Origin of the sequence: Acinetobacter sp. 197, from assembly GCF_048148385.1 — a bacterium.
Lineage (GTDB): Bacteria > Pseudomonadota > Gammaproteobacteria > Pseudomonadales > Moraxellaceae > Acinetobacter > Acinetobacter pecorum.
This window is the reverse complement of the sequence record NZ_JAYWZK010000002.1, coordinates 249,915-274,130: the sequence shown is the minus strand read 5'-3', so window position 1 is coordinate 274,130 and position 24,216 is coordinate 249,915. Positions and strand designations below refer to the sequence as shown.

At 42.8% G+C, this 24,216-nt stretch carries 19 protein-coding genes; 1 reads left to right on the top strand and 18 read right to left on the bottom strand.

Annotated features, from left to right (window positions below; translation table 11 throughout):
* Nucleotides 1–252: 252 nt before the first annotated feature.
* The 18 genes from VXQ11_RS03940 to VXQ11_RS03855 form a co-directional block, all read right to left on the bottom strand.
* Entirely contained in the window at nt 253–2,259 is a 2,007-nt protein-coding gene (locus VXQ11_RS03940) for an esterase/lipase family protein (protein ID WP_416705481.1), read from the bottom strand.
* Nucleotides 2,260–2,378: 119 nt separating this feature from the next.
* On the bottom strand, nt 2,379–3,335 hold the full coding sequence (locus VXQ11_RS03935; RefSeq protein ID WP_416705480.1) for an ABUW_2363 family tetratricopeptide repeat lipoprotein: 957 nt from the start codon (nt 3,333–3,335) through the stop codon (nt 2,379–2,381).
* Between the two features lie 120 nt (nt 3,336–3,455).
* Nucleotides 3,456–4,265 carry a serine O-acetyltransferase gene (gene cysE, locus VXQ11_RS03930; protein ID WP_064102025.1) on the bottom strand — a complete coding sequence of 270 codons (810 nt, stop codon included), beginning with the start codon at nt 4,263–4,265 and terminating at the stop codon, nt 3,456–3,458.
* Nucleotides 4,265–5,113, bottom strand: a complete 849-nt coding sequence (locus VXQ11_RS03925) for an RNA methyltransferase (protein ID WP_064102026.1) — start codon at nt 5,111–5,113, stop codon at nt 4,265–4,267. Before VXQ11_RS03925 ends, cysE begins: the two co-directional genes overlap by 1 nt.
* 37 nt (nt 5,114–5,150) lie before the next feature.
* Nucleotides 5,151–8,723, bottom strand: a complete 3,573-nt coding sequence (gene dnaE, locus VXQ11_RS03920) for a DNA polymerase III subunit alpha (protein WP_416705479.1) — start codon at nt 8,721–8,723, stop codon at nt 5,151–5,153.
* Between the two features lie 346 nt (nt 8,724–9,069).
* Nucleotides 9,070–9,765, bottom strand: coding sequence for a methionine ABC transporter permease (locus VXQ11_RS03915; protein WP_064095981.1), 696 nt, complete (start codon nt 9,763–9,765; stop codon nt 9,070–9,072).
* Nucleotides 9,762–10,787, bottom strand: coding sequence for a methionine ABC transporter ATP-binding protein (locus VXQ11_RS03910; protein WP_064095982.1), 1,026 nt, complete (start codon nt 10,785–10,787; stop codon nt 9,762–9,764). The genes VXQ11_RS03915 and VXQ11_RS03910 overlap by 4 nt, the downstream gene beginning before the upstream one ends.
* Nucleotides 10,788–10,860: 73 nt before the next feature.
* Complete coding sequence (locus VXQ11_RS03905) at nt 10,861–11,736, bottom strand: MetQ/NlpA family ABC transporter substrate-binding protein (RefSeq protein WP_064095983.1); 876 nt, start codon at nt 11,734–11,736, stop codon at nt 10,861–10,863.
* A gap of 580 nt (nt 11,737–12,316) precedes the next feature.
* Entirely contained in the window at nt 12,317–12,874 is a 558-nt protein-coding gene (locus tag VXQ11_RS03900) for a GNAT family N-acetyltransferase (protein ID WP_144723942.1), read from the bottom strand.
* A 1-nt stretch (nt 12,875) separates the two neighbouring features.
* On the bottom strand, nt 12,876–13,667 hold the full coding sequence (locus VXQ11_RS03895; RefSeq protein WP_171486356.1) for a TIGR02391 family protein: 792 nt from the start codon (nt 13,665–13,667) through the stop codon (nt 12,876–12,878).
* A 131-nt stretch (nt 13,668–13,798) separates the two neighbouring features.
* The gene (gene purD, locus VXQ11_RS03890) at nt 13,799–15,082 is read right to left on the bottom strand and encodes a phosphoribosylamine--glycine ligase (protein ID WP_416705478.1); all 1,284 of its coding nucleotides are present in this window, start codon (nt 15,080–15,082) and stop codon (nt 13,799–13,801) included.
* A gap of 142 nt (nt 15,083–15,224) precedes the next feature.
* Nucleotides 15,225–16,799 carry a bifunctional phosphoribosylaminoimidazolecarboxamide formyltransferase/IMP cyclohydrolase gene (gene purH / locus VXQ11_RS03885; protein WP_416705477.1) on the bottom strand — a complete coding sequence of 525 codons (1,575 nt, stop codon included), beginning with the start codon at nt 16,797–16,799 and terminating at the stop codon, nt 15,225–15,227.
* Between the two features lie 94 nt (nt 16,800–16,893).
* Complete coding sequence (gene fis, locus VXQ11_RS03880; RefSeq protein WP_001086304.1) at nt 16,894–17,163, bottom strand: DNA-binding transcriptional regulator Fis; 270 nt, start codon at nt 17,161–17,163, stop codon at nt 16,894–16,896.
* Nucleotides 17,164–17,560: 397 nt separating this feature from the next.
* Nucleotides 17,561–18,439 carry a DUF3426 domain-containing protein gene (locus tag VXQ11_RS03875; protein ID WP_416705476.1) on the bottom strand — a complete coding sequence of 293 codons (879 nt, stop codon included), beginning with the start codon at nt 18,437–18,439 and terminating at the stop codon, nt 17,561–17,563.
* Between the two features lie 15 nt (nt 18,440–18,454).
* The gene (gene prmA, locus VXQ11_RS03870; RefSeq protein ID WP_144723946.1) at nt 18,455–19,360 is read right to left on the bottom strand and encodes a 50S ribosomal protein L11 methyltransferase; all 906 of its coding nucleotides are present in this window, start codon (nt 19,358–19,360) and stop codon (nt 18,455–18,457) included.
* Between the two features lie 133 nt (nt 19,361–19,493).
* On the bottom strand, nt 19,494–20,381 hold the full coding sequence (locus VXQ11_RS03865) for a bile acid:sodium symporter family protein (RefSeq protein WP_144723947.1): 888 nt from the start codon (nt 20,379–20,381) through the stop codon (nt 19,494–19,496).
* Between the two features lie 84 nt (nt 20,382–20,465).
* Nucleotides 20,466–21,353: a bile acid:sodium symporter family protein gene (locus tag VXQ11_RS03860; protein ID WP_144723948.1), complete on the bottom strand. Its 888-nt coding sequence runs from the start codon at nt 21,351–21,353 to the stop codon at nt 20,466–20,468.
* Nucleotides 21,354–21,504: 151 nt separating this feature from the next.
* Entirely contained in the window at nt 21,505–21,960 is a 456-nt protein-coding gene (locus VXQ11_RS03855; protein WP_416705475.1) for a hypothetical protein, read from the bottom strand.
* Nucleotides 21,961–22,213: 253 nt separating this feature from the next.
* Here VXQ11_RS03855 and mnmG point away from each other — a divergent pair, with 253 nt between their 5' ends.
* Nucleotides 22,214–24,094, top strand: a complete 1,881-nt coding sequence (gene mnmG / locus VXQ11_RS03850) for a tRNA uridine-5-carboxymethylaminomethyl(34) synthesis enzyme MnmG (RefSeq protein ID WP_416705474.1) — start codon at nt 22,214–22,216, stop codon at nt 24,092–24,094.
* The last annotated feature ends 122 nt before the right edge of the window (nt 24,095–24,216 follow it).

The window sequence follows — 24,216 nt, the reverse complement described above, 5'->3', positions numbered from 1 at the left end:
GACCCGTCTCATATGGTGGAGTGCAAGAGACCGAAAATGTGAAATGAATCTGCTGATTCAATTCAGCTTCAAGTTATATTGTAGCAAGTCTATCAAATTTAATTTTTAGAAAGAAAGGAAATTCTAAGGGAATGTTGCAGTTAGCGCCCCCGATCTGTCGCGATGAGTTTTTATATATCCCATCTGTATTTTTTTAAAAAATTAACCACCGGATGCGAACATGCGGTGGTTAAGATAAATCAAGAGGATAATTTATTCTGGATCATAAAGACCGAGGTCTGAGAGATGTAATCTGAGAATCCGGCGCAATTCCAGCACGGCTTCAGGCGTTTCCTGAATCGAGTGGCCGCCCTTAATGACCTTGTTGGATACAGCACCATTTAGATAAGCACTCTCATATGAAACAATATCATCGCTCATGAGCTTGGTATCTTGCGTATCTACGGTATTGCCGATAATAGAATGAAATTTGATATTTTTAGAAGGCTGAATATCCTCAGTTAATGCAGTAAATTTTGAATTTTCACTGAGATCGCTCGGACCATTTTGAATCAGGTCATGCCCCAGTTCTTTAACAAACTCCTTTAACCCGATCTCACCTTGCAGGGTATCGGCAAAGGCACCCAAAAATGCACCCGGTATCCGGATAATTTTACGGGCCAGTTTGGTATGCCAGCGATCGGCATATTCCGTTCCACGATGTGGGGTTGCCAGGAAAATGGCCCGACTAAAGTTCGGAATAGGCTGCATTTGCAGGCGGGCTTTAAATAACGGATTATCCTTAAACTGTGCAATGCGGGTATTTTGTACCAGCTTAAATGCATCTTGGGTAATATCGGCCTGACTGACCATTAAACGGGCAATCACACCTCCCATGCTATGTCCGACCAGTACCGCATCTTTTTTGGCTGGAGCATTGTTCGCGACCTGGGCAAAGCTTTGCTGAACCAGTGCATTAATTTGAAAACGGCTTTCCAGAATCGGCATATTGGTTGAATAAAATACCTGCCAGACCTGGAAATTTTCCCTTAATACCGGATCACCCATAATATCATTGGTCAGACGAATCCAGGCTTCAGGACTGCTGGCCAGGCCATGAATCAATACCAGCACTTTCTTGTTCGGATTATACGGTTCCAGCATGTACAGGTGTGGCATGCTCAGACTGTCTTCGCGATTAATCAGGGTCAGATAGGCTAAACGCCCCAGATTGTTTTCGGCTAGCCATAAACCGTAGGGCGCTGAAAAGTTGGCAGCCAGCGCATATTCTTTTGAAGCAACCTTTATCTTTTCATGTTTATAAGGATCATGTAGTTTCAGGTAAAATTCCGAGGTAGATAAAATCTGTTCAGTCGAATTTGCTGATTTGGGTACCGCAGTGATAGTCGTGGCCAGATATCGCGCTGAATGAATATTGGGATTTATGCCATTAGGGTATTTGTGCTTGAGCGGATCGGCAATATATTTTTTATCCTGCTCAGACTGCTGTTCTTCTGGTAAAACCACTAAAAATTCTGAACCAAAACCATCACGACGGGTAATGGAACGCAAGCCTGAAAAGTTCATGTTATAGGTAGACATGAGCTGTTCAATAGTCTGGTTTTTCAGCTGCGGAAAATTTTCCAGATCAAGGGTGTAGATACTGTCGCCGACTTGAATTCTTTGGCCGGAACGTTTGGTTTCATAACGTTCAGCATAGCGCTGAATCAGATGGGCAATTGCCAGGTTATAAAAATCACGGATCTGGACCTGGCGGTTATCAAAAATACGGTCTTGTGGTGCGCGCTCAGTTTTGAACAGATAGGCATAGCTATAACGAATGCTTTTATCCAGCATGGTTAGCTGCTGATCCAGACATTTCTGGATATTCTGTTTTTGCAGCTGCTGTTTTTCCTGTGACCGGGTTTTGCTCAGAACACTGGTATTACACTCGGCTGACTTGGCATTTTGCAAGGCATTCGCCAGATATAGTTCACTTGCTGTAGAAAGTAATTGTTCATCTAAAATCTGAGGAATATCTTTAAGGTCATTCACACATTCTTCAGGCTGTTCAACACAGATCTGTGCTTCACGTCCAGTCATGGACAATACATTCAGGCTGGCTTCGCTGAGCTTGTCACGGGTCAATATACTGTCACGTTCATTGTTGAGTGTGACATTAACGGCCTGTTCCTTAACACTGACCACCTGACAGCCGCTGAGTACGCTGGTGATGAGTAAAGTGCAAAGTATTAATCTTTTATTAATTTTCTGAGGCATAAAAACTTTTCACTAAATCAGGCTGTAAAGCGGAGTAATGTTTTGTATTTTACTAATTTTTTCTCATAAAAATAGACCGCCGTAGCAGTCTATTTGTAATCAGAAAACAGAAGTGTTGATTAAGGTGTAGCAGGGGCTGGTGTTGAACCAGGATTTGCCGGCGCTGCTGCGGAGGTCTGCATGACTTGCCATACATTCCAGCGACCATTATTTTCAATTTCCTGAATCAAACGGTCGGCTACTTCAGCTTCTTGTGGATATTTGGTCTTATAGTTGCTTAAGGTCTGAATGGCATTTTTCTTATGCTCTAAGGCAATATAGTTATTGGTTGCAGAAAGATAGGCTTCCTGAACGCCTGCTTTCATGGCTTTATCCAGATATGGAATCGCTTCACGTTGACCGCCACCTTCAGACAGGCCAAATCCGAACCAGAAGTTGACTTCAGGATCATCTGGATTCACTCGCAGAATGCGTTGTGCGTAGGTCAGGGACTTGGTTGTATAAATTGAACCCAGATCCAGATTGCGTCCCATCACGCTGGCTTTAAAAGCACGTAACAAAATATCAAAAGAAGCATTTGGACGGGCGGCTAGAGTATCCAGCTGCTGGCTGACGTCACGCAGTTTGGCTTCAAAACCACGGCGTTCCTGACGATCACTGAAACGTGGTGGATAATGGCGTGCCTTGCCTTCGACCATTTGCAGGAAATCATCGATTTCAGTGATATCGATTTCATTGTCATTTGCCAGCGCAGCATAACGCATAGTCCGGGTATTGCTGTCCACCGTCGGAATAATCAGTTTATTGACATCTAGCGTCAACTGCTTGGATGGATCATTCGGGTCTGTCACCACCATCTTGGTTACAGGTTGGGCTGCAGCTTTTTGCAAATGCACTTCAAAGAGAGGCGGTTCATTATAATTAAAAGGATTTAATGCATAAAATGGAGGAGTAATAGCCGGTTCAACAAAAACAAATTCTTCCGATTGTTTTGATGCAGACTGTTTTTGGGGCATAGTTGAACACGCCGCAATGCTGAGTGTTAAGCAAGCAAGTGCCAAGGGCTTAAAGGTCATAATATTCGTCCATTCTGTTATTTTTTAAAAACAGCCAAGTACATAAATAGCATGACTGTCAGTCTATGAAAACTATAACGGTCATGCAAGTAAACCTGTGTTACAGAACTAAAGCTAGATTCAGGCTTTGGATTGGCTGGTCTGCGCTTCACATTCACGACGCGCTTCTTCCAGAATCTCCAACTCTTTTTTGCTCAAAGGCTGGTTATCTTGCTGCTGCTTGTTAAAGGTCGGATCTAACAAAGAAAGGCGATTGCACAAGTTGTTCATGCGCTTTTCATTTTGTTGAATACGATCCAGCAAAATTCGCATACCTTCCAGAATTGGGTCAGACTGGTCTTCAGTGGCTGCATAAGGCTGGAAACCAATACTTTCTGCATAGTCGCGGCGACGTGCTTCAGCATCATCTTTGGGTTTATCTTTGATAATCAAACGTGCCGGGTTACCTACCGCGGTAGCATTTTCAGGTACGGCTTTGGTAACTACTGCATTAGAACCAACCTTGGCATTTTTACCCACAGTAAATGGTCCGAGAATCTTGGCACCGGCACCGACCACCACGCCATCTTCTAAAGTCGGATGACGTTTGCCTTTATTCCAGGTGGTTCCACCCAAAGTCACGCCATGATACAGGGTGACATCGTTGCCAATCTCTGCAGTTTCTCCAATCACGACACCCATGCCGTGATCAATAAAGAAACGACGGCCAATTTTTGCACCCGGGTGGATTTCAATACCCGTAGCAAAACGGCTGAACGAAGACAACGCACGTGCAGTTCCTTTATAGTCTTTATTCCATAGCTCATGTGCCATGCGATGCATGATCAGTGCATGTATGCCTGGGTAAGTCGTTAAGACTTCTAAAGTATTGCGTGCTGCAGGATCGCGCGCAAAGACAGCTTGTATATCTTCTTTGAGCTGTTTCAGCATTAGATTTGATCCTCGTCCTGTGATGATGTTTTTGAAGATTTTTTCCAGGTGCCGTTATTCAAGGCCTGAACACGGCTGAAAATACCACGAAGTAAATGATATTCCATACGATCTAATTGTATACGTCCAAAGAGACGACGCAAGCGTAAAGGCAATAATCTTGGATTTTTTGGGTCCATAAATTCAATTTCTGCCAGCATTTTTTCCAGATGTGGATAAAACTGCTCCATCTCTTTATGGGTTACCAGCGGCTCATCCCATTCCATTTCAATGCCATCAATGACCTGCATGGTAGCTTTGGGATCACGCGGATGTTCCACCTGATCCAGTGCAGCCATGCGCAGTTCATAGCAGATCACCTGTATTGCCTGCGCGACATTCAATACGCCGTAGTCGGTATTCACCGGAATAGTGAGGTGATAATTGGCCATCGCCAGCTCTTCATTGGTCAAACCACGGTCTTCACGGCCAAACAGAATTGCTATTTCCTGTTGCTCTTGAACCACAGCTGAAAGTGCTTTTTCAGCAGCAGGACGAACATCCAGAAGTGGCCAAGGAATTGTACGGCTACGTGCGCTGGTACCGAAAACGATCTGGCAATCCTTGATCGCTTCTTCGAGTGTGTCGACGATTTCAATCTGTTCAATCAGATCAGTCGCACCTGCAGCCAGCGCATCAATATCCGGATGTGGATAGGTTTTTGGAGCGACCAGTACCAGTTTGCATAGGCCCATGGTTTTCATGGCACGTAAGGCACTGCCGATATTGGCAGGCAGGGTAGTATTAACCATGACAATACGCACATGGGAGAGATGTGCTGAAACAGCAGCATTGTCAATTTGACTCATGAGGATTCCAATTTTAAGGTTTTTTAAAGATCAGGATTTATGAATATTGGGGGTGAGACTCAGCTTCATATTGTGCCAGAGCATCGTCCATACTCATGCCAGTTGGTGGCGCAGGAACATTTATCGGCTTGGCCTGTTCATAAGACACGGCTTTGGCAGCTTTGGACTTGACCTGATATTCAATGTGCAATGCTTCTTTACCAAAATAGTCACGCAATTTGGCTAAGAGTTCATCCAGTGGCGCGACCTTCCAGCTTAACCCCAGATGCAGTTCAGTGCTTGCATAGTCATAATCCAGATATAAAATCACGGGAATATGAGTGCTCATATCCACATTGGTATAAGGCATCAGAATGTGTTGCAGGTCGCGGCTAAGCGTTTTGCTGTAATGTGCCACCTGCAGGGTAATCTTGATACTATTGGCACGTTTCTGGCGGATTTCGTTCAGGCTAAAGGCTTTGGTCAGACGTCCCATCGGACGGTCAAAGCCTTCACGCTCATAGATTTCACCTTCGATTACCACGACTTTATCGAGCTGGATGACTTCTTTAAAGCGGTTAAAGCGTTCGTGATTGGCTGAAATCTCAATCCGTGCCGTACCATCATCCAGGGTCATCATCATGCGGTTCGGGAAGTTGGCAATATCCACGACTAGTCCTGCAAACACGGTGGTGACACCACGACGGGTAGGTGTCAGTTCATTGATCTGACACGGTACAAAAGCTTTCAGCTCATTACGATAGACATCAATCGGATGTCCAGTCAGATACAGACCAAGTGTATCTTTTTCACCTTTGAGGCGAACTTCATCTGCCCACGGCTTAACCGGTTTGGCAGGTTTACGCTGAACTTCCTCAACTTCACCAAACAGGTCCATGATACCGGTTTCACGGTTCTGGCGAGCCTGATCTGCAGCCTGCACTGCTTCAGGGAGCTGTGCCATCAGGTCGGCACGCTCGATGCCCAAACAGTCTAACGCACCGGCGCGAATCAAGGCTTCTAAAGTCCGTTTATTGATTTTTTTCAGGTCAATACGGTGACAGAAGTCAAACAGGTCTTTATATGGACCATCTTTTTGACGTGATTCAATCACTGACTGCATGGCCGCTTCACCGACGCCTTTAATCGCTCCTAGACCATAGACAATGGTTTTCTCATCGGGAGCATGGAACTGATAGATCGACATATTGACGGATGGTGGTAATACTTCCAGATTATTCTTGCGGCAGTCATCAATCAGGAACACGACGTTATCGGTATTCTGCATTTCCGAAGACATCACCGCTGCCAGGAACTCAGCGGGATAATGCGCTTTCAGCCATGCCGTCTGGTAAGCAACAAGTGCATAAGCTGCCGCATGCGATTTGTTAAAACCATAGCCGGCGAATTTTTCCATATAGTCGAAGATATGGTTAGCAGTAGCTTCATCAATATCTTTTTTCGCAGCACCTTCAATGAAGATCTTACGCTGCTTGACCATTTCCTCAGGCTTTTTCTTACCCATGGCACGACGCAGCAAGTCCGCGCCACCGAGGGTATAGCCGGCACAAAACTGTGCAGCCTGCATGACCTGTTCCTGATAGACCATAATCCCGTAAGTCGGCTCTAATACGCCTTCTAGCAGGGGATGCAGATATTCAAAATCACCGCCGTGCATACGGTGAATAAAGTCAGGAATCAGATCCATTGGACCCGGACGGTATAATGATACGAAAGCAATAATCTCTTCAAATTTACTTGGGCGTGCTTCTTTCAGCATCTTTTTCATGCCCACGGATTCAAACTGGAAGACCGCCGTAGTATTGGCTTCAGCAAAGACCAGATAAGCATCTTTGTCATCTAACGGGATATAAGCAATATCCAGCGGTTTATCGCTCTGGATGCGTTTATTGATATTTTTAACCGCGTCTTCAATTACGGTCAGATTACGCAGACCCAGGAAGTCGAACTTCACCAAACCGGCAGCTTCGACATCGTCCTTATCGAACTGGGCAACACGTGCAGTACCATCGGCATCACACATTACGGCTGAGTAGTCAGTCAGTTTGGTCGGTGCAATTACCACACCGCCGGCATGTTTACCGGTATTCCGGGTAATACCTTCAAGCTTCAGCGCCATTTCCCAGATTTCAGAAGCATCTTCATAATCCGGGTTGGATGGATTGGTGACCACATCTTTCAGTTGCGGTTCTGCTTCTAAGGATTCTTCCAGGCTTAAGCCTAAAGGCTTGGTCGGAATCATTTTGGAAATACGATCGGCCAGGCCGTAGGATTTACCCAGGACACGTGCAACGTCTCGAATCGCACCTTTCGCTGCCATGGTACCGAAGGTGGCAATCTGAGACACCGCATCGCGGCCATAAGTCCGTGCTACATAGTCAATCACGCGGTCACGACCGGCGATACAGAAATCGACGTCGAAGTCGGGCATCGAAACACGTTCCGGGTTTAAGAAACGTTCGAATAGCAAGTCATAACGGAGTGGATCAAGGTCAGTAATTTTTAAACTATAAGCTACAAGAGAACCGGCACCTGAACCACGGCCCGGACCCACTGGTACACCATTACCTTTGGACCATTGAATGAAGTCCATTACGATCAGGAAGTAACCCGGGAATCCCATGTCCAGAATAATCTTGATTTCAAAGGCCAGACGTTCATCATAAGGTTGACGGATTTCCGGCCAGTCCTCACCACGTTGTTCAGGTGGATACAGAAAGTCTAGGCGTTCTTCCAGACCGACTTCACACAAATGGGTGAAATAACTGCCAATGGTATGACCTTCCGGAATCGGATAGTCTGGCAGGTCATTAAAGCCCAGTCGTAGGGTAACATTACAACGTCTTGCAATATGGTAGGTATTTTCAATCGCGGTTGGAATATCCGAAAAAAGCTCTACCATTTCTGTTGAGCTTTTAAAATATTGTTCAGGGCTATAGGTTTTAGGACGGCGATTGTCACCCAGCACATAACCATCTGCAATACAGACACGTGCTTCGTGCGCTTCATAATCTTCGCGTGCAATAAAGTGCACATCATTATGTGCGACTACACCGATATTATATTTTTTGGCGAGTTTGACCGCTTCTTCAATGAAAAGGTCTTCATTAGGACGACTTGTACGGGTAAGCGCTAAATATACGCGATTACCAAATTTTTCTACCCATTCCTGGAGTAAAGGTTCAGCTTTATCGGGGTTTGAGGTAATCAGCATTTTGCCAACATCAGATTGCATACCCAGCAATACAATCATGTCATCGTGCTGCTTTAAGATCCAATCTTTCTGTACACAAGGAATATCAAGCTGCTGGCCGCTAATATAACCTTCAGAGACCAGTTCAGTCAGGTTGCGCCAGCCTTTGTTGGTCATGGAAAGCAGGGTGACACGATGTTCGGCATCATTCAGGCGGATTTCAGAACCCAGAATCGGTTTAATGCCTTTATCCAGGCATTTTTTATAGAATTTGACTGCGGCATGCAGATTAGACAAATCGGTTAGCGCGAGTGCTGGCATCTCGTCATTAGCAGCAGCTTTGACCAGGTCTGGTATCCGTACGATGGATTCTGTAATCGAAAATTCTGTATGAATACCAAGATGAACAAAGTGCATAAATAAGTCCCTGCAAAAACCACTCGATAGTTTAGCACGGGATTTATTATTTCAGTTTGAAATTGAGGGGAAATGGCTAACTTTTAGGTCGAGTTTGAATTTGAATTTTTTTAAGCTGATTATTTAGTTAGTTGGTAGTAGATATTTTCTTTTACTTTTGACCCATCAAAAGTAACAAAAACCCGTTGTGGATCTGATGGTACATCCCTGTACCACAGACCAACAGGTGACTTCTTGTCGCCGTCACGTGAGTCAAAGTATTTTTCTATTCTAAATATCGAAAATATTTTACATCCTAAAAAATAAAACCCTCAAAAAGAGGGCTTTATTTACTCAGAGAATTAACTTAACGAAGTCGGGATAACCAGTCACCCACACTCTGTACAATCTGCACCAAGATCAATAATACAATGACAGTCATGATCACCACTGAGGTATCAAAACGCTGATAACCATAGGAGATTGCCAAGTCGCCAATACCGCCAGCACCGACAGCACCCGCCATCGCCGTAGCTCCAATCAGGCTAATGGTGGCAGTGGTCAGGTTTAGAATTAGCGAGCTACGCGCTTCCGGTAGAATAAATCTAAAAATAATCTGCATCGGTGTTGCACCCATGGCTTGTGCAGATTCGATAATACCTTCGTTGACTTCAAGCAGAGAGTTTTCTACCAGACGGCCAATATAAGGGCCGACATAAATAGTGAGTGGCACAATTGCAGCCCATGTGCCAATAGACGTTCCAACCAGAAATTTTGTCAATGGAATGACTGCAATCAGCAAAATAATGAACGGCAGGGAGCGCAGTGCATTCACAATCGGATTTAGACCATGATAAATCACACGGTTTGGCAGAATTCCGTTGGGACGAGTAACTAATAGAGTAATCGCCTGAATAAAACCCCAGATACAGCCAAACAGCATCGCAAAAAACACCATATGGAAGGTTTCTTGCAGTGCGGTCACGAACTGGTCCATCGACAGCGAGCTTTTCCAGAAAGGTGAAGTAATCGTGGTCAGCCACTGTACAATTAACTCTCTCATTCCTGTACTCCTGCCTGATCTACCTGTACACCGTGATCTCTGAGATATTGCAATGCAGCATTAATTTCTGTGGAATTACCGAGAAGCTGAATAAACATCTGACCAATTACAGTCCCATTAATTTCAGTCATATTGGCAAACAGGATATTCAAACTGATATCAAACTGTTTGATGACGCCTTGAATCACGGTTTCCTGAGCTGAGCTGCCCAAGAACTTTAAACAGTAAATACTGTGATGATTCTGATTTTCCAGATTATTCAGAATATTTACGGGCAGGTTTTGCTGGAGCACCGTCTGGATAAAGTTTTTCGTGGTTGGATGCTGCGGCTGACTGAAGATCTGCAGGGTAGAGCCTGTTTCAATCACGTCACCTTTTTCCATGACTGCGACATAATCACACACAGTTTCAATTACATCCATTTCATGGGTGACCATGACAATGGTAATGCCTTGTTCCTGATTAATGCGCTTGAGTAGTTGCAGTACGGATTTAGTCGTTTGCGGATCGAGTGCTGAGGTTGCTTCATCACATAATAGGATCTTTGGATGATTCGCTAAGGCGCGGGCAATCCCGACACGCTGCTTCTGACCGCCAGAGAGTTCGTCTGGAAAAGCATTGCGTTTATGTTTCAGGTCAATGAATTCCAGTAGTTCCTCAAGACGCTTTTCCCGTTCAGATTTTTTCCACCCGAGCAGCTTCATTGGCATTTCAATATTGGCAGCGACCGTTTTGGTCTGCATCAGATTAAAGTGCTGGAAAATCATGCCGATCTGGGTACGTTCCTGACGCAATGATTTGGCATCCAAAGCAGTAAAATCTGTGCCATTAATCATCACCCGGCCTGAAGTTGGTCGTTCCAGCAGGTTAATCAGGCGAATCAGGGTGCTTTTACCCGCACCACTATAGCCAATAATGCCAAAGATACTGCCAGTCGGAATCTGCAGGTTGACCCGGTTCAGGGCATGTAAGGTCTGGCCCTTCAGCTCATACTGTTTGGAGATGTCTTTAAATTCAATCATAGTGTCAAATACTGCATCACGTATAAAAAAACAGGCAAGTTATCCTTGCCTGTTTTGAGTATTGATTATTGTATTACTTTGCTTCGGTCAAATAAGTTACCGGTTTGTTTACCGCAACTTTTGTACCGCCAAAGTGTTCATCAACATAGGCTTTCACAGCAGGAGTATGATACAACTGGCCAACTTTTTGAAGTACAGGATCATTTTGACGATCGGCTGCAACGGCTAAAACGTTCACGTTCATTTTGGTGCTTTGATCAATGGCTTCATAGTAAATCGCATCTTTCAATACGTTCAGCCCACCTTCCATTGCCAGAGTATTACCCAGAACAATCGCATCGACTTCGTCTTTTACACGTACTGCTGTTGCCATTTGAATTGGCTTGATCACGATCTGTTTCGCATTTTCAGTAATATCAGCAGGCGTACCTTTAACCAGATCAAAGTTTGGTTTAAGTTTTACCAGACCTGCAGATTGCAATAGTAACAGTGCGCGTGATTCATTTGCGCCGTCATTCGGAATGGCAATTGTAGCGCCAGTTTTAAAGTCTTCTACTTTTTTCACTTTGCTTGAGTAAATCCCCATTGGCTCAAGATAAGTCGTAGAGAGTGGCGCGATCTTTTGTGTATTGGCATCGTTATAAGCCACCAGATAGGCATAAGACTGGAATGCGTTGACATCAATTTCTTTATTGGCAACAGCATTGTTCATTGCAACATAGTCAGTGAAGTTTTTCACATCCAGCTTGATGCCAGCTTGCTTGGTTTCAGGTAGGGTCGCAATATAACGCCATACGTCAGCGTCTGAACCAGTCGATGCCATGGTCACGGTTTGCAGTTCACCTGAGTCTTTGTTTTGTGCTGCATCCGTTGCAGGGGCTTCTTGTTTTCCGCATGCAGTTAAAGTCAATACAGATGCACTGAGTAAAACGCCAAGTAGCTTCTTCATAAAGATATCCTAATTCTCGAGTTGCCTAAAGTATATGCATTTTAAGGTCATGTTAAAGTGGAGTTTTATTACCTCTTTATCAGACCAGATCAAGATCGCATTTGACTCCGACAAGAAAAATACAAATGTACTGCAACAGTTCAGATTGGTTTGATATGCTTAGAGTTCACCAAATGCCATATACTTTTGCTATTTAGAGAGTAAATAGATATTTTTAAAAGACATAATCGCAATTGGTGCTCTGAATGCGCGCAATCATAGCAATTATTGTTTATTCAATATAGTGAATAAAAAATGATTGTTTATCTAATTAAGTGAATAGTTGTTTTATAAAAACATTAGTAATTACAATATATTATTTTTACTTTAAATGAATTAAATATTCATTTCGATGAAAAGATGATCTTTATAATATTTTTGCCGATATTAAGCATAAAAATGCATATAGATAAATATAAGAAAAATATCTGATTTTTTGGGAAATCAAGAAAACTCTAACGGGATAAAATTTTCCTTCATGCTCACTAGGCGAGGCAGAATCTGATCTTGGCTTTCTCAGCTCATCATACTGCCTGCAAGCTTAACAGAAGGGAATATGCAGATAATCCGAACGCTGTTTTTCATAAAGTACATGTCTACACAAGATATGCTCGGCAGGTACAAGCGGATGATCAAATTCTCCCACTTTTTCTAAGCCAATATTTTGCATGATACGTTCTGATGGCGTGTTGATGCAGGCAGTAAAAGAAATGACTTTCTCTAGGCGCAGGGTTCTAAAGGCATATTTCAGTACTGCTTTGGCGCCTTCAGTCGCATAGTCTTGATGCCAATATTGCGGTAACAAGCGCCAGCCAATTTCAGGGGCATCGGCAATTTTCAATTCAGGTGGATGAACATTCAGACCAATAAACCCGATAAATTCGCCTGTTTCTTTCAGTTCTACGGCAAAGAGTCCCCAACCGCGTTTTTCGATATCTGTGCGGATACGTTCTAGAAAAGCGGTTGCCTCCGCCGCATCGAGATTTTTAGGGAAGTAGCGCATAACCTCGTCATCTGCACACATTTGGATAAAGGGTGCAGTGTCAGAGTCTTGCCATTGGCGGAGGATCAGGCGAGGGGTTTGGAGGTATATTTTCATACTATCCTAAGTCATTTTTGATGGCTTCTCTTTCTAATAAATAAAGCTCATTAATAAGTAAAAATTCACGTATCGATGTTTGGGGAGATTTTGATACCTCATTATGAGCATGTTCGTTTCTGAAAGCCTTATAAATATTAGGGAAGAGTCTTGCTGTTGCTTGAGATGCTTTTTTATCTTCACTCTTACAAATTAATGGAGAATTTTCAGAACAGAAAGCATATTCAAATAATGCTGATGAATGTTTATCACTATTAACACGCTTTTGAACTATATTTTCTAATCTGATAAAAGCATTAAAAATCGAGCGATTAGGATCATCATTGAATTTAAGAGCAAGATCTAAAATGCGTTCATCAATTAAATGAAAAGGTAGTTGAGTTGGGTAGTATCGATCATTTTTTATTTGGTATTCAGTAGTCTTATAAATTGCATAGATATATTCGTATAGGTTAGTTGGTCGTACAACTTTGGTTGTTAGAAACATTTTAATATTAGCGTCCGATAATGAACTATGATTAACTTTTGTCATTATTTTTTCGGAAATGATGATTTCATCGATTTCTATATTATGCTTTAAAAGAAGTTGTAGGGATGATGCTAAGCCTTTTGGTCCTTCACCTTGATATCCAGAAGTAAAACCTGAACGAATAATATAAATATTCCTATTGGATTTTATTAAAAAAGCATGTTTTTGATCACAAGAGAGGAGTAATGCTTTCTCGATTTCTTTTTGAGTTTGCAAAATAAAACCAATTGCTTCTAAACAATCTTGCGTATATAGCGTACCCATATATTGTATTTCTTCAGATGGTCGATTAAATAAATTAGTTATCATTTTTCAGGAAGTATGTGTTTTATATCTAATCGAATATATCAAAAAACCCCGAACGAATCGGGGTTTTTATTTAAGCTAAATACAGATTAAGCATTTTCACGAGCAATCGCGCGGTAACCAATATCTTTACGATATTGAACGCCATCGAATGTTACTTTTTCACAAAGCTCTAAAGCTTTTACTTGAGCTTCACCAATGGTATTGCCAAGCGCAGTCACACAAAGCACACGACCACCAGCAGTTACGATGTCGCCATTTTCATTGGCTTTTGTACCTGCATGGAAGACTTTCGCATCTGCCATTTCAGTGTCTAAACCTGAAATTACATCGCCATTGCTTGAAGTTTCAGGGTAGCCTTTAGACGCTAAAACGATACCGACAGTTTTGCGCTCATCCCATTCAGCTTCGGCAGGAAGTTTACCTTCAATACCTGCTTGAACCAAATCAACCAAAGATGATTTTAAACGCATCATGATCGGTTGGGTTTCAGGGTCGCCAAAACGACAGTTGAACTCGATTACTTTTGGTTGACCTTTGTCGTCAATCATCAAGCCAGCATATAAGAAACCAGTATAAACGTGACCGTCTTTTTTCATACCTTCAACGGTAGGACGCATCACTTCATTCATGGTTTTTTCAAAGACTTCAGCTGTTACGACAGGCGCAGGTGAGTAAGCACCCATACCACCAGTGTTAGGACCTTGGTCGCCTTCAAAAATACGCTTATGGTCTTGCGAAGTCGCCATTGGCAAGATGTTGTCGCCATCGATCATACAAATGAAAGATGCTTCTTCACCTGCAAGGAATTCTTCGATCACAACACGAGAACCTGCATCACCAAACTTGTTGCCTGCAAGCATGTCATCAATGGCATCGAATGCTTCTTGATTGGTCATTGCAACGATTACACCTTTACCCGCAGCAAGACCATCAGCCTTGATCACAATTGGCGCACCATTTTTCTCAACAAATGCTTTCGCTGCGTCTACTTCAGTAAATACGTCATAGAAAGCTGTTGGAATGTTGTGGCGTTTAAGGAAGTGCTTGGCAAAAGCCTTAGAGCCTTCAAGCTGTGCAGCAAACTGCGTTGGACCCCAAATTTTTACATCCGCTTCACGGCAAGCATCAACCACACCATTTACAAGCGGTGCTTCAGGGCCGACAATAATCAGTTCAACTGCATTGTTTTTGGCAAAATCAATAATCGCAGGGTTGTCGAGAATGTCTAAAGCGACATTTTCACATTTATTTTCAGTTGCAGTACCTGCATTACCTGGCGCTACAAAAACTTTTGTAACTTGATCGTCTTGTGCGATTTTCCACGCCAATGCATGCTCACGACCGCCACTACCCAAAACTAAAATGTTCATCTTTAGAATAATCCTCGAAAATGAAATTCCCAAAGCCTAATTCGGCTTAAAAATCATTAACATCTTAACGCAAGATGCAAATCAATACAGACATAATAAACCCCCCTTATAGAAAGGAGGGCTTATTTTAAAATTTTACAACTTAGTGGCGGAAATGACGCATGCCAGTGAACACCATTGCAATACCAGCCTCGTCAGCTGCAGCAATCGTTTCTTCGTCACGCATAGAACCACCCGGTTGGATAATGCACTTGATACCTGCTTTTGCAGCGTTATCAATACCATCACGGAATGGGAAGAATGCATCAGATGCCATTACTGCACCTTCAACCACTAAGCCTGCATGCTCAGCTTTGATCGCAGCAATACGAGCAGAGTTAACACGGCTCATTTGACCTGCGCCCACACCAATCGTTTGGCGGTTTTTCGCATAAACAATCGCATTAGATTTCACGTATTTCGCCACTTTCCAAGCGAAGATCATGTCGTCAATTTCTTGCTCAGTCGGTGCGCGTTTTGTCACAACTTTAAGGTCATCTTTAGTGATCATACCCAAGTCTTGATCTTGAACTAACAAACCGCCGTTTACGCGCTTGTAGTCAAGTTGTGTAGCACGTTCATCAATCTTCGGAAGTTCACCACATACCAGGACACGAACGTTTTTCTTCGCGCCAGTGACTTCAAGAACGCCTTCAGCAATGCTTGGCGCAATGATTACTTCAACGAATTGACGGTCAACAATCGCTTGTGCAGTTGCAACGTCTAATTCACGGTTGAATGCAATGATGCCGCCGAACGCAGATTCAGGATCAGTTGCATAAGCAAGGTCATACGCTGCTTTGATACCGTCTAGAGACACTGCAACGCCACATGGGTTAGCGTGTTTAACGATCACACAAGCAGGTTTTGCAAATGATTTAACACATTCAAGTGCTGCATCAGTGTCCGCAATGTTGTTATAAGATAATTCTTTACCTTGTAACTGTTTTGCAGTTGATACAGATGCTTCAGTTGCGGCTGGATCTACATAGAAAGCAGCAGATTGATGCGGGTTTTCACCGTAACGTAAATCTTGAGCTTTATTTAACTGTGTGTTGAAGGTACGCGGGAATTTATCCGCTTGACCTTCTTCTTTACCTACGCGAGCGCCTAAGTAAGATGCAATCATGCCGTCATATTGTGCAGTATGTTCAAATGCTTTCACTGCCAGGTCAAAACGGGTTGCATAAGATAAAGCACCTTCCGCTTTAAGTTCAGCGACAACTGTTGCATAGTCAGATGCATTTACCACGATACCTACAGAAGCATGGTTTTTCGCAGCAGCGCGAACCATGGTAGGACCACCGATGTCGATGTTTTCAATTGCATCAGCAAGTGAACAGTTCGGTTTTGCTACCGTTGCAGCAAATGGATAGAGATTAACAACAACAAGATCGATCGCATCGATATTGTGTTCAGCCATCACAGCTTCGTCTAGACCACGACGAGCCAGGATGCCACCATGAATTTTCGGATGTAGCGTTTTAACACGGCCGTCCATCATCTCTGGGAAACCAGTGTGCTCTGAAACTTCAACTACAGCGACCTTATTGTCTTTCAACAATTTGTAGGTACCACCTGTAGATAAAATTTCTACCCCTAGAGCAGCAAGTTCTTGTGCAAATTCAACAATACCAGTCTTGTCAGACACAGAGATTAAAGCGCGTTTAATAGTCATGATCTTCGTCACAGTTTTCAAGGAACAGATTAAATCTAAATAGCTAATTTACAGTCAAAAAAAATGCCTGCGGAAGCCGCAAGCATTTTATCATTTATTCACTCATTAAACCGTGAGCTTTTAACTTTTTACGTAAAGTACCACGGTTGAGTCCGAGAATCTCGGCAGCACGTGTTTGGTTACCACGTGTATATTCTAGAACTACAGATAGAAGAGGTTTCTCCATTTCTGCCAGCACCATGTCGTATACCTGAGATGGTTGCTCGCCTTGTAGTTGCGCAAAATAATGGCGAACTGCGCGATCTACGTGGATACGTAAAGCAACATCAGATTGTGCAGTAAAAATAGGAGATTTGCTATTCATGCGAATTAATCCGAAAAACAAATATCACTTGGGTAAAGTGATATAAAAAGTGGTCTAGAAATTGAAATGAACTCCGCTTTAGATCCTAAAACCGGAGTTCTAAAACTTAATCATTGCATTGAGCCAATAGCTTGACACATCTCAACGTTTTGGTCGAAAAATAAGCGTAACAATAGTTAAAGTTTTGTTACAGACCAAAATCAAAACAAAAAAATCTGCACGATACGCAATAAATTTTATAGCGCATTAGGCAAGACTGTATTTGTTGTGAAAAAGTCGCGAGGAGTTGCAGCACATAGCTTTCGTGGCGCGTATCATACCATTGTCTAAGCAAAAGTGAGCAAGAAAACTGCATTTTTTTTAATTTTTTTTAACTTTTTAATACTTTCTCGGCAGATTAAGGGCGAATTATTTCCAAAGTATAACGATCAAAGCTTTTGCGATCGACTGGAAGCTGAAATTTGAATTTAAACGGACTATTTTTCGGGATGCGTTTGATATTAACCAGACTTTCAACCAGATACTCTTCTGAAGATAAATTGTAAGTTGCGATAACTTCACCGCGGCGTTCCAGATTTATTCTTAAAATCGGTAAGGCCAGGCTACGGTCATGGAAATTGATCAGCTCACCGCTCAGTTCAGTTTGATTTTTAGCAGTAGCTTTAAGTTTGACTTTATTGGCCTGAATCAGCGTGTAGTATTTTTCCAGATTGGAACAATTAAACACGTCACATGTACTGTTAAAAACCAGACTCATAACATGGCTGTTTTTAATATATTGCGGATTGAACCAGAAAAATTGAAACAGTAGCAGGCTAAATAGTAAAAGATTGATCAAGCTCCAACTTATATAGTACAGAGGCCCGTGCTTGGTTTGTTTGTTTGGCTGATCTTCCCAGATCATACTTGGCAGTGCCGAAATCGGCTCGGTACTAAAATAATTCAGATTATTTAAATAAGTTTGCAGGTCAATATTGGAATGTTCAACTTTCTGATCAAAGATCTGTAGCAGGCTATGACGATGATGTTGCTGCTCAGGATGGTAATCACCTGAGCTGTTTTCAATGTCAGTTTTGCCAGCTTCGTTCGAGTTTGGTTGAGATTGAGCAGTTGGGGTAGTGACCGAATTTCGGGCTTCGGTCACCAAATGCGATAAGGCATTAAAGGAAGTTGTACATTTTGGACAGCAAACCATACCCTGCGCAACGGTAAGTTGAGCAACTGTGACCTTGTAAATAGTGGAACAGGTAGGGCAATAGGTTCTTTTGTCACTCATGGATTATTTATAGGCTCATTCATTCTTATGGCGTTTACCCGAGATGCGGCACCAGTGCTCGTCTCGTTTTTCTACCTCTAATATATCAAAATAATTTGAGTAAATGCTAGTAACATCAGCCACTTGCTCTTCAATCACTCCTGCAAGTGCGAACTGTCCCTCAGATTTGATTAAAGTTGCGAACTCAGGAGCCAACATCATTAGTGGTGCTGCCAGAATATTGGCAACAAATACGTCAGCTTTGGTAGTACCGAGTTCTTCTCTAAATTCTTCTGGCAAGCCGACATAAAGTTTATCCAGAACGCCATTCAGCTCAGCATTTTGCTGGGTGGCCAGTACTGCTTGTGGGTCGATATCAGTAGCATATGCTTTTTTTGCACCTAATAGCAGTGCAGCTACCGCGAGAATACCTGAGCCACAACCGTAATCGATGACGATTTTATCTTTTAGATCAATTTTGCCTAACCATTGTAAGCATAAAAAAGTTGACGCATGGTTACCTGTTCCGAAAGCCAGACCCGGATCAAGCTTGATGTTTACCGCATCCGCTTCAGGTGCCTCCATCCACTCTGGCACGATCCAGTATTTTTCAGCAATCTGAATGGGTTCATAAGCATCCATCCAGGTGCGTTCCCATGCCTGATCTTCAATTAACTCATGATGGATCGGTGCATCTGGCAATTGTGTGCGGATAAAAGTTTCCAGTGCAGCAACATCAATTTCTTCGCCGTCTTCCTGTGCATAAATACCGGTTACAATCACTTTATTCCAAAGTGGTGTTTCACCTGGAAGGGGTTCCAGCAAATCCTGGTTTTCAGCATCATCCAACGTTACACTCACTGCACCCAGGGAGCTGAGTAATGTCTCAGTAAAATCAACCTGAGCCTGTTCAACCGTAATATGAATTTGTAACCACTTCACAGAAATAACCTTTATACATTTTTTAAAAAAGCTATTGTAGCGGAAGTTCGGAATCAACGCTGCTATCTTCTTGCTCGTGACCTAAAATAAAAAAGGATGCCTGACGCATCCTTTTAAAGGTTCCATACCTGCTTTAATCCAGGGTGGTAACTGGTTTTTGTGCAGGAAGTGGGGCAAGCCGATTTAACAAGCTGCCAAAAATTGCAGCGAAGATATACATAAAAATAGAATAAACCGCAGCCGGCATTGCCACAGCGGCACTACCAATCACTGTCAGGGCAATCGTCATTGCAAGGGTGCTGTTATGGATACCAATTTCAAAGGCACTGGCACGGGCTTGTGCACTGTTAATATTGAGCAGTCGCGGGATGAGATAACCAATTCCAAGGCTCAGTATGCAGAACAACGCAGTTGCCAAGCCAACTTGGGCCAGGTATTCACCGATATTACTGCGCTCTTTAATGAGTGTGGCAATAATAATCAAGACCAAAAAGCCGATGGAAAATATGCGCAGTGGGCGGTTTAGTTTTGCGGTCACGCCTGGGGCATAATGTCGAATCAGCATGCCAATTCCAACTGGAATCAGGATGATCGCAAAGACTTGCAGAATCTTGCCGAATTGTAGGCCAACCTGCTGACTATCCTGCAGGAAATGCATGATCGAAAAATTAATAATTAGAGGCAGGGTAATGGCTGCAATGACCGAATTGATAGCAGTCAGAGTAATATTAAGAGCTAAGTCACCTTTAAACAGGTAACTAAACAGGTTAGCGGTCGCACCTCCAGGAGAAGCTGCCAATAGCATGAGTCCAACCGAAAGCAACGGCGGTAAAGCGAACAACTTGCAGAGCAAAAACGCAATTCCTACCAGAACAATCAGTTGGCAGAAAAGAGCGATAAATACCGCTTTGGGATGACGCGTTACACGACTAAAGTCCCGAGGCGTCAGTTCAAGGCCAAGCCCCATCATGATGATTGCAAGTGCCAGCGGTAGTAATATAGTTATAAGGCCAGAATCCATCTGTATGCTCCTTGTCAATTTTTTTAATATTGTTGATTTTCTTTGGAAAATAATACCGTGCTAACTGAATATTAATCAATAAGCTTATAAATCTGATAAACGAGTTTTTCTGTTATAAACCACTTGTTGGCGGCTCAACAGCACACCGAAAATAGCTGCGAAACTATACATGAAAATCGTATAGATCCCTGCCGGAATGGCCATAGTGATATTATTGAGCACCGAAATCGCAATCGTCAGGGCAATGGCTGTATTATGAATACCGATTTCAAAGGTACAGGCGCGCGCCATTTTATCTGGAATGCCCATCAATAAAGGAATGCAATATCCTATAAACAGGCTGGAAAAACATAGAATTGCAGCTGCCGCCCCAATATTGGCAAAGTATTCCACCAAATTAAAACGTTCTCTGAAAATGGCGAAGATTACCAGTATTGCTAAAAAACTGATGGAGACTAGGCGCATGCGCTTGCTGACGGTAATGGATAGATTCGGAAATTTGTCTCGGAGTAGCATTCCGATAATGACCGGAATTAAGGTAATTAAAAAAACCAGAACAATCTTTTCGACTGGAAAAGCCACATTGGAATCATGACTCAAGAAATAATGTAATGACAGGTTGATAATAAAAGGTAAAGTAAAAATAGAAATGAGGGTATTAATAGCTGTAAGGGTAATATTAAGTGCAACATCACCTTTATATAGATAGCTGAACAAGTTCGCTGTCGGTCCACCAGGTGAGCCAGCCAGAATCATCAGGCCTACCGCAAGTAAAGGCGGTAAATCCAGAATCAGACAAATAAAAAAAGTAAGGCTGGGTATTAGTATTAACTGCGCAAATAAAGTAATAAAAATAACTTTAGGATAGCGGCTTAATCGCAAAAAATCTTTGAGGGTTAGCTCTAGCCCTAGTCCCATCATCATGATTGCCAATGTAATTGGCAAAAAAATGCTAAAAAACCCCGAATCCATGTATTTGCCTTTTTATTATACATTTATAGATATATTTCGAGTTTAGCTTAGATGAATAAATAAGCAATAAAAACGAGCAAAATGCAGTCACTTTGCCCGTCATAACTTTTTCTTGTAATGCAGCCAGTTTATGGATAGGACTGCTTACATATTACATGCCGGGCTGTGTTTGAGAACCCTGTTGCATTGGTTGAGTATTGTTTTGTTGTTGCATACGCTGATTTTGCATTTGTGACTGATTCTGCATCATTTGTGATACAGGAGGGTGCGGTGGAGTAAAGCCTAAAGCACACTTACCGCTCATTTGTGTACCATTAATGGTCGCTGTGGCTGTGCCACTTGTGCTTGCACATGCAGTATAAAGTTCAGGCTCGTCACCTATGATAGAACTAGGATTACCGGCAGGGAAGAAACGTGGTTCACAGGTGCCATTAAAGAGAACCCCGCGTGTACTGTAACTGACTTGAGCACCTTGGGTTTTGCCTTTACAAACCTGTTGGTACTTTTGAGCATTATAACTGGTCGCAATTTTATCATTTGCGATAGCAGCAAATGGAGCAAGACATAAGCCACATAAAACAGTTGAGAGCAAAATATTCTTATTCATCTTCTATACCTTTGTTTGTAATGTCATCAATGTATAGATTAAAAAATATGCGAAATTAAACAATGTAAATCGAGTAAATTTTTTGGCTTATATGTTTAATTTATATAGTTACTCTGCAAAGTTAAATTACATTGCATTATCCAATTGCTATATAAAGGTTGTTATATCAAGATAAAATCGATTGAATTCGTCTACTTTAGAATGAAATTTGCTATAATGCCCAGCTATTCTTTTTATCTCTCAATTTACCACTATGCACTATCCTAAAGTATACGATGTTATTGTTATCGGTGGCGGTCACGCCGGTACGGAAGCGGCCTTAGCTGCGGCGCGTATGGGCCGACAGACTTTACTCTTAACTCACAACATTGAGACTTTAGGGCAGATGAGCTGTAACCCGGCCATCGGAGGTATTGGTAAATCGCATTTAGTACGTGAAATTGATGCCTTGGGCGGCGCTATGGCGCTGGCTGCCGATAAAGGCGGTATTCAATTCCGTATTTTAAATTCACGTAAAGGTGCAGCGGTTCGTGCCACTCGCGCGCAGGCTGACCGTGTGCGATATAAAGCCGCTATTCGCGAAACATTAGAAAACCAAGCGAACTTAGATATTTTCCAGCAAGCAGCAGATGACCTGATTCTTGAAGGCGATACTGTTAAAGGTGTTGTAACCCAAATGGGTATTCGCTTTGATGCGAAAACCGTTGTGCTCACCGCAGGGACCTTTTTGGGCGGCGTAATTCACGTGGGGTTGGAAAAATCCAGTGGTGGTCGTGCCGGTGATCCACCGTCTATTTCACTTGCCCATCGTTTACGTGAGCTGCAACTGCCGGTAGGTCGTTTAAAAACAGGTACACCACCACGGATTGATGCGCGTTCGGTTGATTTCTCTGTGATGACGCCACAGCCGGGTGATTTCCCGTCTCCGACCATGTCATTCATGGGGGATGCATCAATGCACCCTGAGCAGGTAAATTGCTATATTACGCATACCAATGAGCGCACGCATGAAATCATTCGTGGCGGTTTAGACCGTTCACCGATGTATACCGGGGTGATTGAAGGGGTGGGGCCACGTTACTGTCCGTCGATTGAAGATAAGATTCACCGTTTCGCCGATAAAGACTCGCATCAGGTTTTCCTAGAGCCTGAAGGTCTGGATACACACGAGCTTTATCCGAACGGTATTTCAACATCATTACCATTTGACGTTCAGTTTGAACTGGTACGTTCTATCCGTGGTATGGAGAATGCGCATATTCTTCGTCCGGGTTATGCGATTGAGTACGATTATTTCAACCCGCAAGCGTTGAAGTTCACGCTTGAAACCAAAGCGATCAATAACCTGTATTTTGCTGGCCAAATCAACGGTACTACCGGTTATGAAGAAGCAGGTGCACAAGGTTTGCTGGCAGGTTTGAATGCTGCACGTCGTGCATGGGATCAAGAGCAATGGACACCAAAACGTGATGAAGCGTATATGGGTGTACTTGTGGATGACTTGATCACATTAGGTACCAAAGAACCGTACCGTATGTTTACCTCGCGTGCCGAATACCGTTTAATGCTTCGTGAAGACAACGCAGACCAGCGTTTAACACCAATCGGTCGTGAAATGGGACTGGTGGATGACGAGCGTTGGGCTGCATACTGCGAGAAAATGGAAGCAGTAGAAAAAGAAACAGGTCGTTTGCAGCATCTGTGGGCAGCACCAAACAATCCAATGGGTAAAAAATTCGTTGAGATGACCAGTGCAGATCTGTCTAAAGAATGTTCGGCAATTGATTTGTTGAAACGTCCTAATATTTCATTTGCTCAAATTGCAGAATTGACCAATTCTGAAGTCTCACCATTTGTCGGTGAACAAATTGAAATTGCAGTGAAATATGCGGGTTATATTAACCGTCAGCATGAAGACGTGGCACAAATGAAACGTCTGGAAGAAACCCGTATTCCTGCTGATTTTAACTATGACATCGTGTCGGGTTTGTCTCGTGAAATTACTCTGAAGCTGAAAGATGTTCGTCCTGAGACTTTAGCGCAAGCAAGCCGTATTCCAGGTGTAACCCCAGCAGCAGTACAACTGGTGATGATCACGATTCGTAAGAATGTCCAAGCGAAAAAATCTGCTTAAGATTTTGAGCTAGAAAAGCCCGCATCTCGCGGGTTTTTTATTGGCTGGTGGTTTTGTATAAGTTTTGACTATCGTGAGATTAGAAATACCTACTATGAAGTCAAGTTATTGAAAAATATATT

Excerpts from the sequence above, each read along its gene's own strand:
- VXQ11_RS03940 (WP_416705481.1), bottom strand. The coding sequence starts at position 2,259 with ATGCCTCAGAAAATTAATAAAAGATTAATACTTTGCACTTTACTCATC.
- VXQ11_RS03935 (WP_416705480.1), bottom strand. The coding sequence starts at position 3,335 with ATGACCTTTAAGCCCTTGGCACTTGCTTGCTTAACACTCAGCATTGCG.
- cysE (WP_064102025.1), bottom strand. The coding sequence starts at position 4,265 with ATGCTGAAACAGCTCAAAGAAGATATACAAGCTGTCTTTGCGCGCGAT.
- VXQ11_RS03925 (WP_064102026.1), bottom strand. The coding sequence starts at position 5,113 with ATGAGTCAAATTGACAATGCTGCTGTTTCAGCACATCTCTCCCATGTG.
- dnaE (WP_416705479.1), bottom strand. The coding sequence starts at position 8,723 with ATGCACTTTGTTCATCTTGGTATTCATACAGAATTTTCGATTACAGAA.
- VXQ11_RS03915 (WP_064095981.1), bottom strand. The coding sequence starts at position 9,765 with ATGAGAGAGTTAATTGTACAGTGGCTGACCACGATTACTTCACCTTTC.
- VXQ11_RS03910 (WP_064095982.1), bottom strand. The coding sequence starts at position 10,787 with ATGATTGAATTTAAAGACATCTCCAAACAGTATGAGCTGAAGGGCCAG.
- VXQ11_RS03905 (WP_064095983.1), bottom strand. The coding sequence starts at position 11,736 with ATGAAGAAGCTACTTGGCGTTTTACTCAGTGCATCTGTATTGACTTTA.
- VXQ11_RS03900 (WP_144723942.1), bottom strand. The coding sequence starts at position 12,874 with ATGAAAATATACCTCCAAACCCCTCGCCTGATCCTCCGCCAATGGCAA.
- VXQ11_RS03895 (WP_171486356.1), bottom strand. The coding sequence starts at position 13,667 with ATGGGTACGCTATATACGCAAGATTGTTTAGAAGCAATTGGTTTTATT.
- purD (WP_416705478.1), bottom strand. The coding sequence starts at position 15,082 with ATGAACATTTTAGTTTTGGGTAGTGGCGGTCGTGAGCATGCATTGGCG.
- purH (WP_416705477.1), bottom strand. The coding sequence starts at position 16,799 with ATGACTATTAAACGCGCTTTAATCTCTGTGTCTGACAAGACTGGTATT.
- fis (WP_001086304.1), bottom strand. The coding sequence starts at position 17,163 with ATGAATAGCAAATCTCCTATTTTTACTGCACAATCTGATGTTGCTTTA.
- VXQ11_RS03875 (WP_416705476.1), bottom strand. The coding sequence starts at position 18,439 with ATGAGTGACAAAAGAACCTATTGCCCTACCTGTTCCACTATTTACAAG.
- VXQ11_RS03865 (WP_144723947.1), bottom strand. The coding sequence starts at position 20,381 with ATGGATTCTGGCCTTATAACTATATTACTACCGCTGGCACTTGCAATC.
- VXQ11_RS03860 (WP_144723948.1), bottom strand. The coding sequence starts at position 21,353 with ATGGATTCGGGGTTTTTTAGCATTTTTTTGCCAATTACATTGGCAATC.
- VXQ11_RS03855 (WP_416705475.1), bottom strand. The coding sequence starts at position 21,960 with ATGAATAAGAATATTTTGCTCTCAACTGTTTTATGTGGCTTATGTCTT.
- mnmG (WP_416705474.1), top strand. The coding sequence starts at position 22,214 with ATGCACTATCCTAAAGTATACGATGTTATTGTTATCGGTGGCGGTCAC.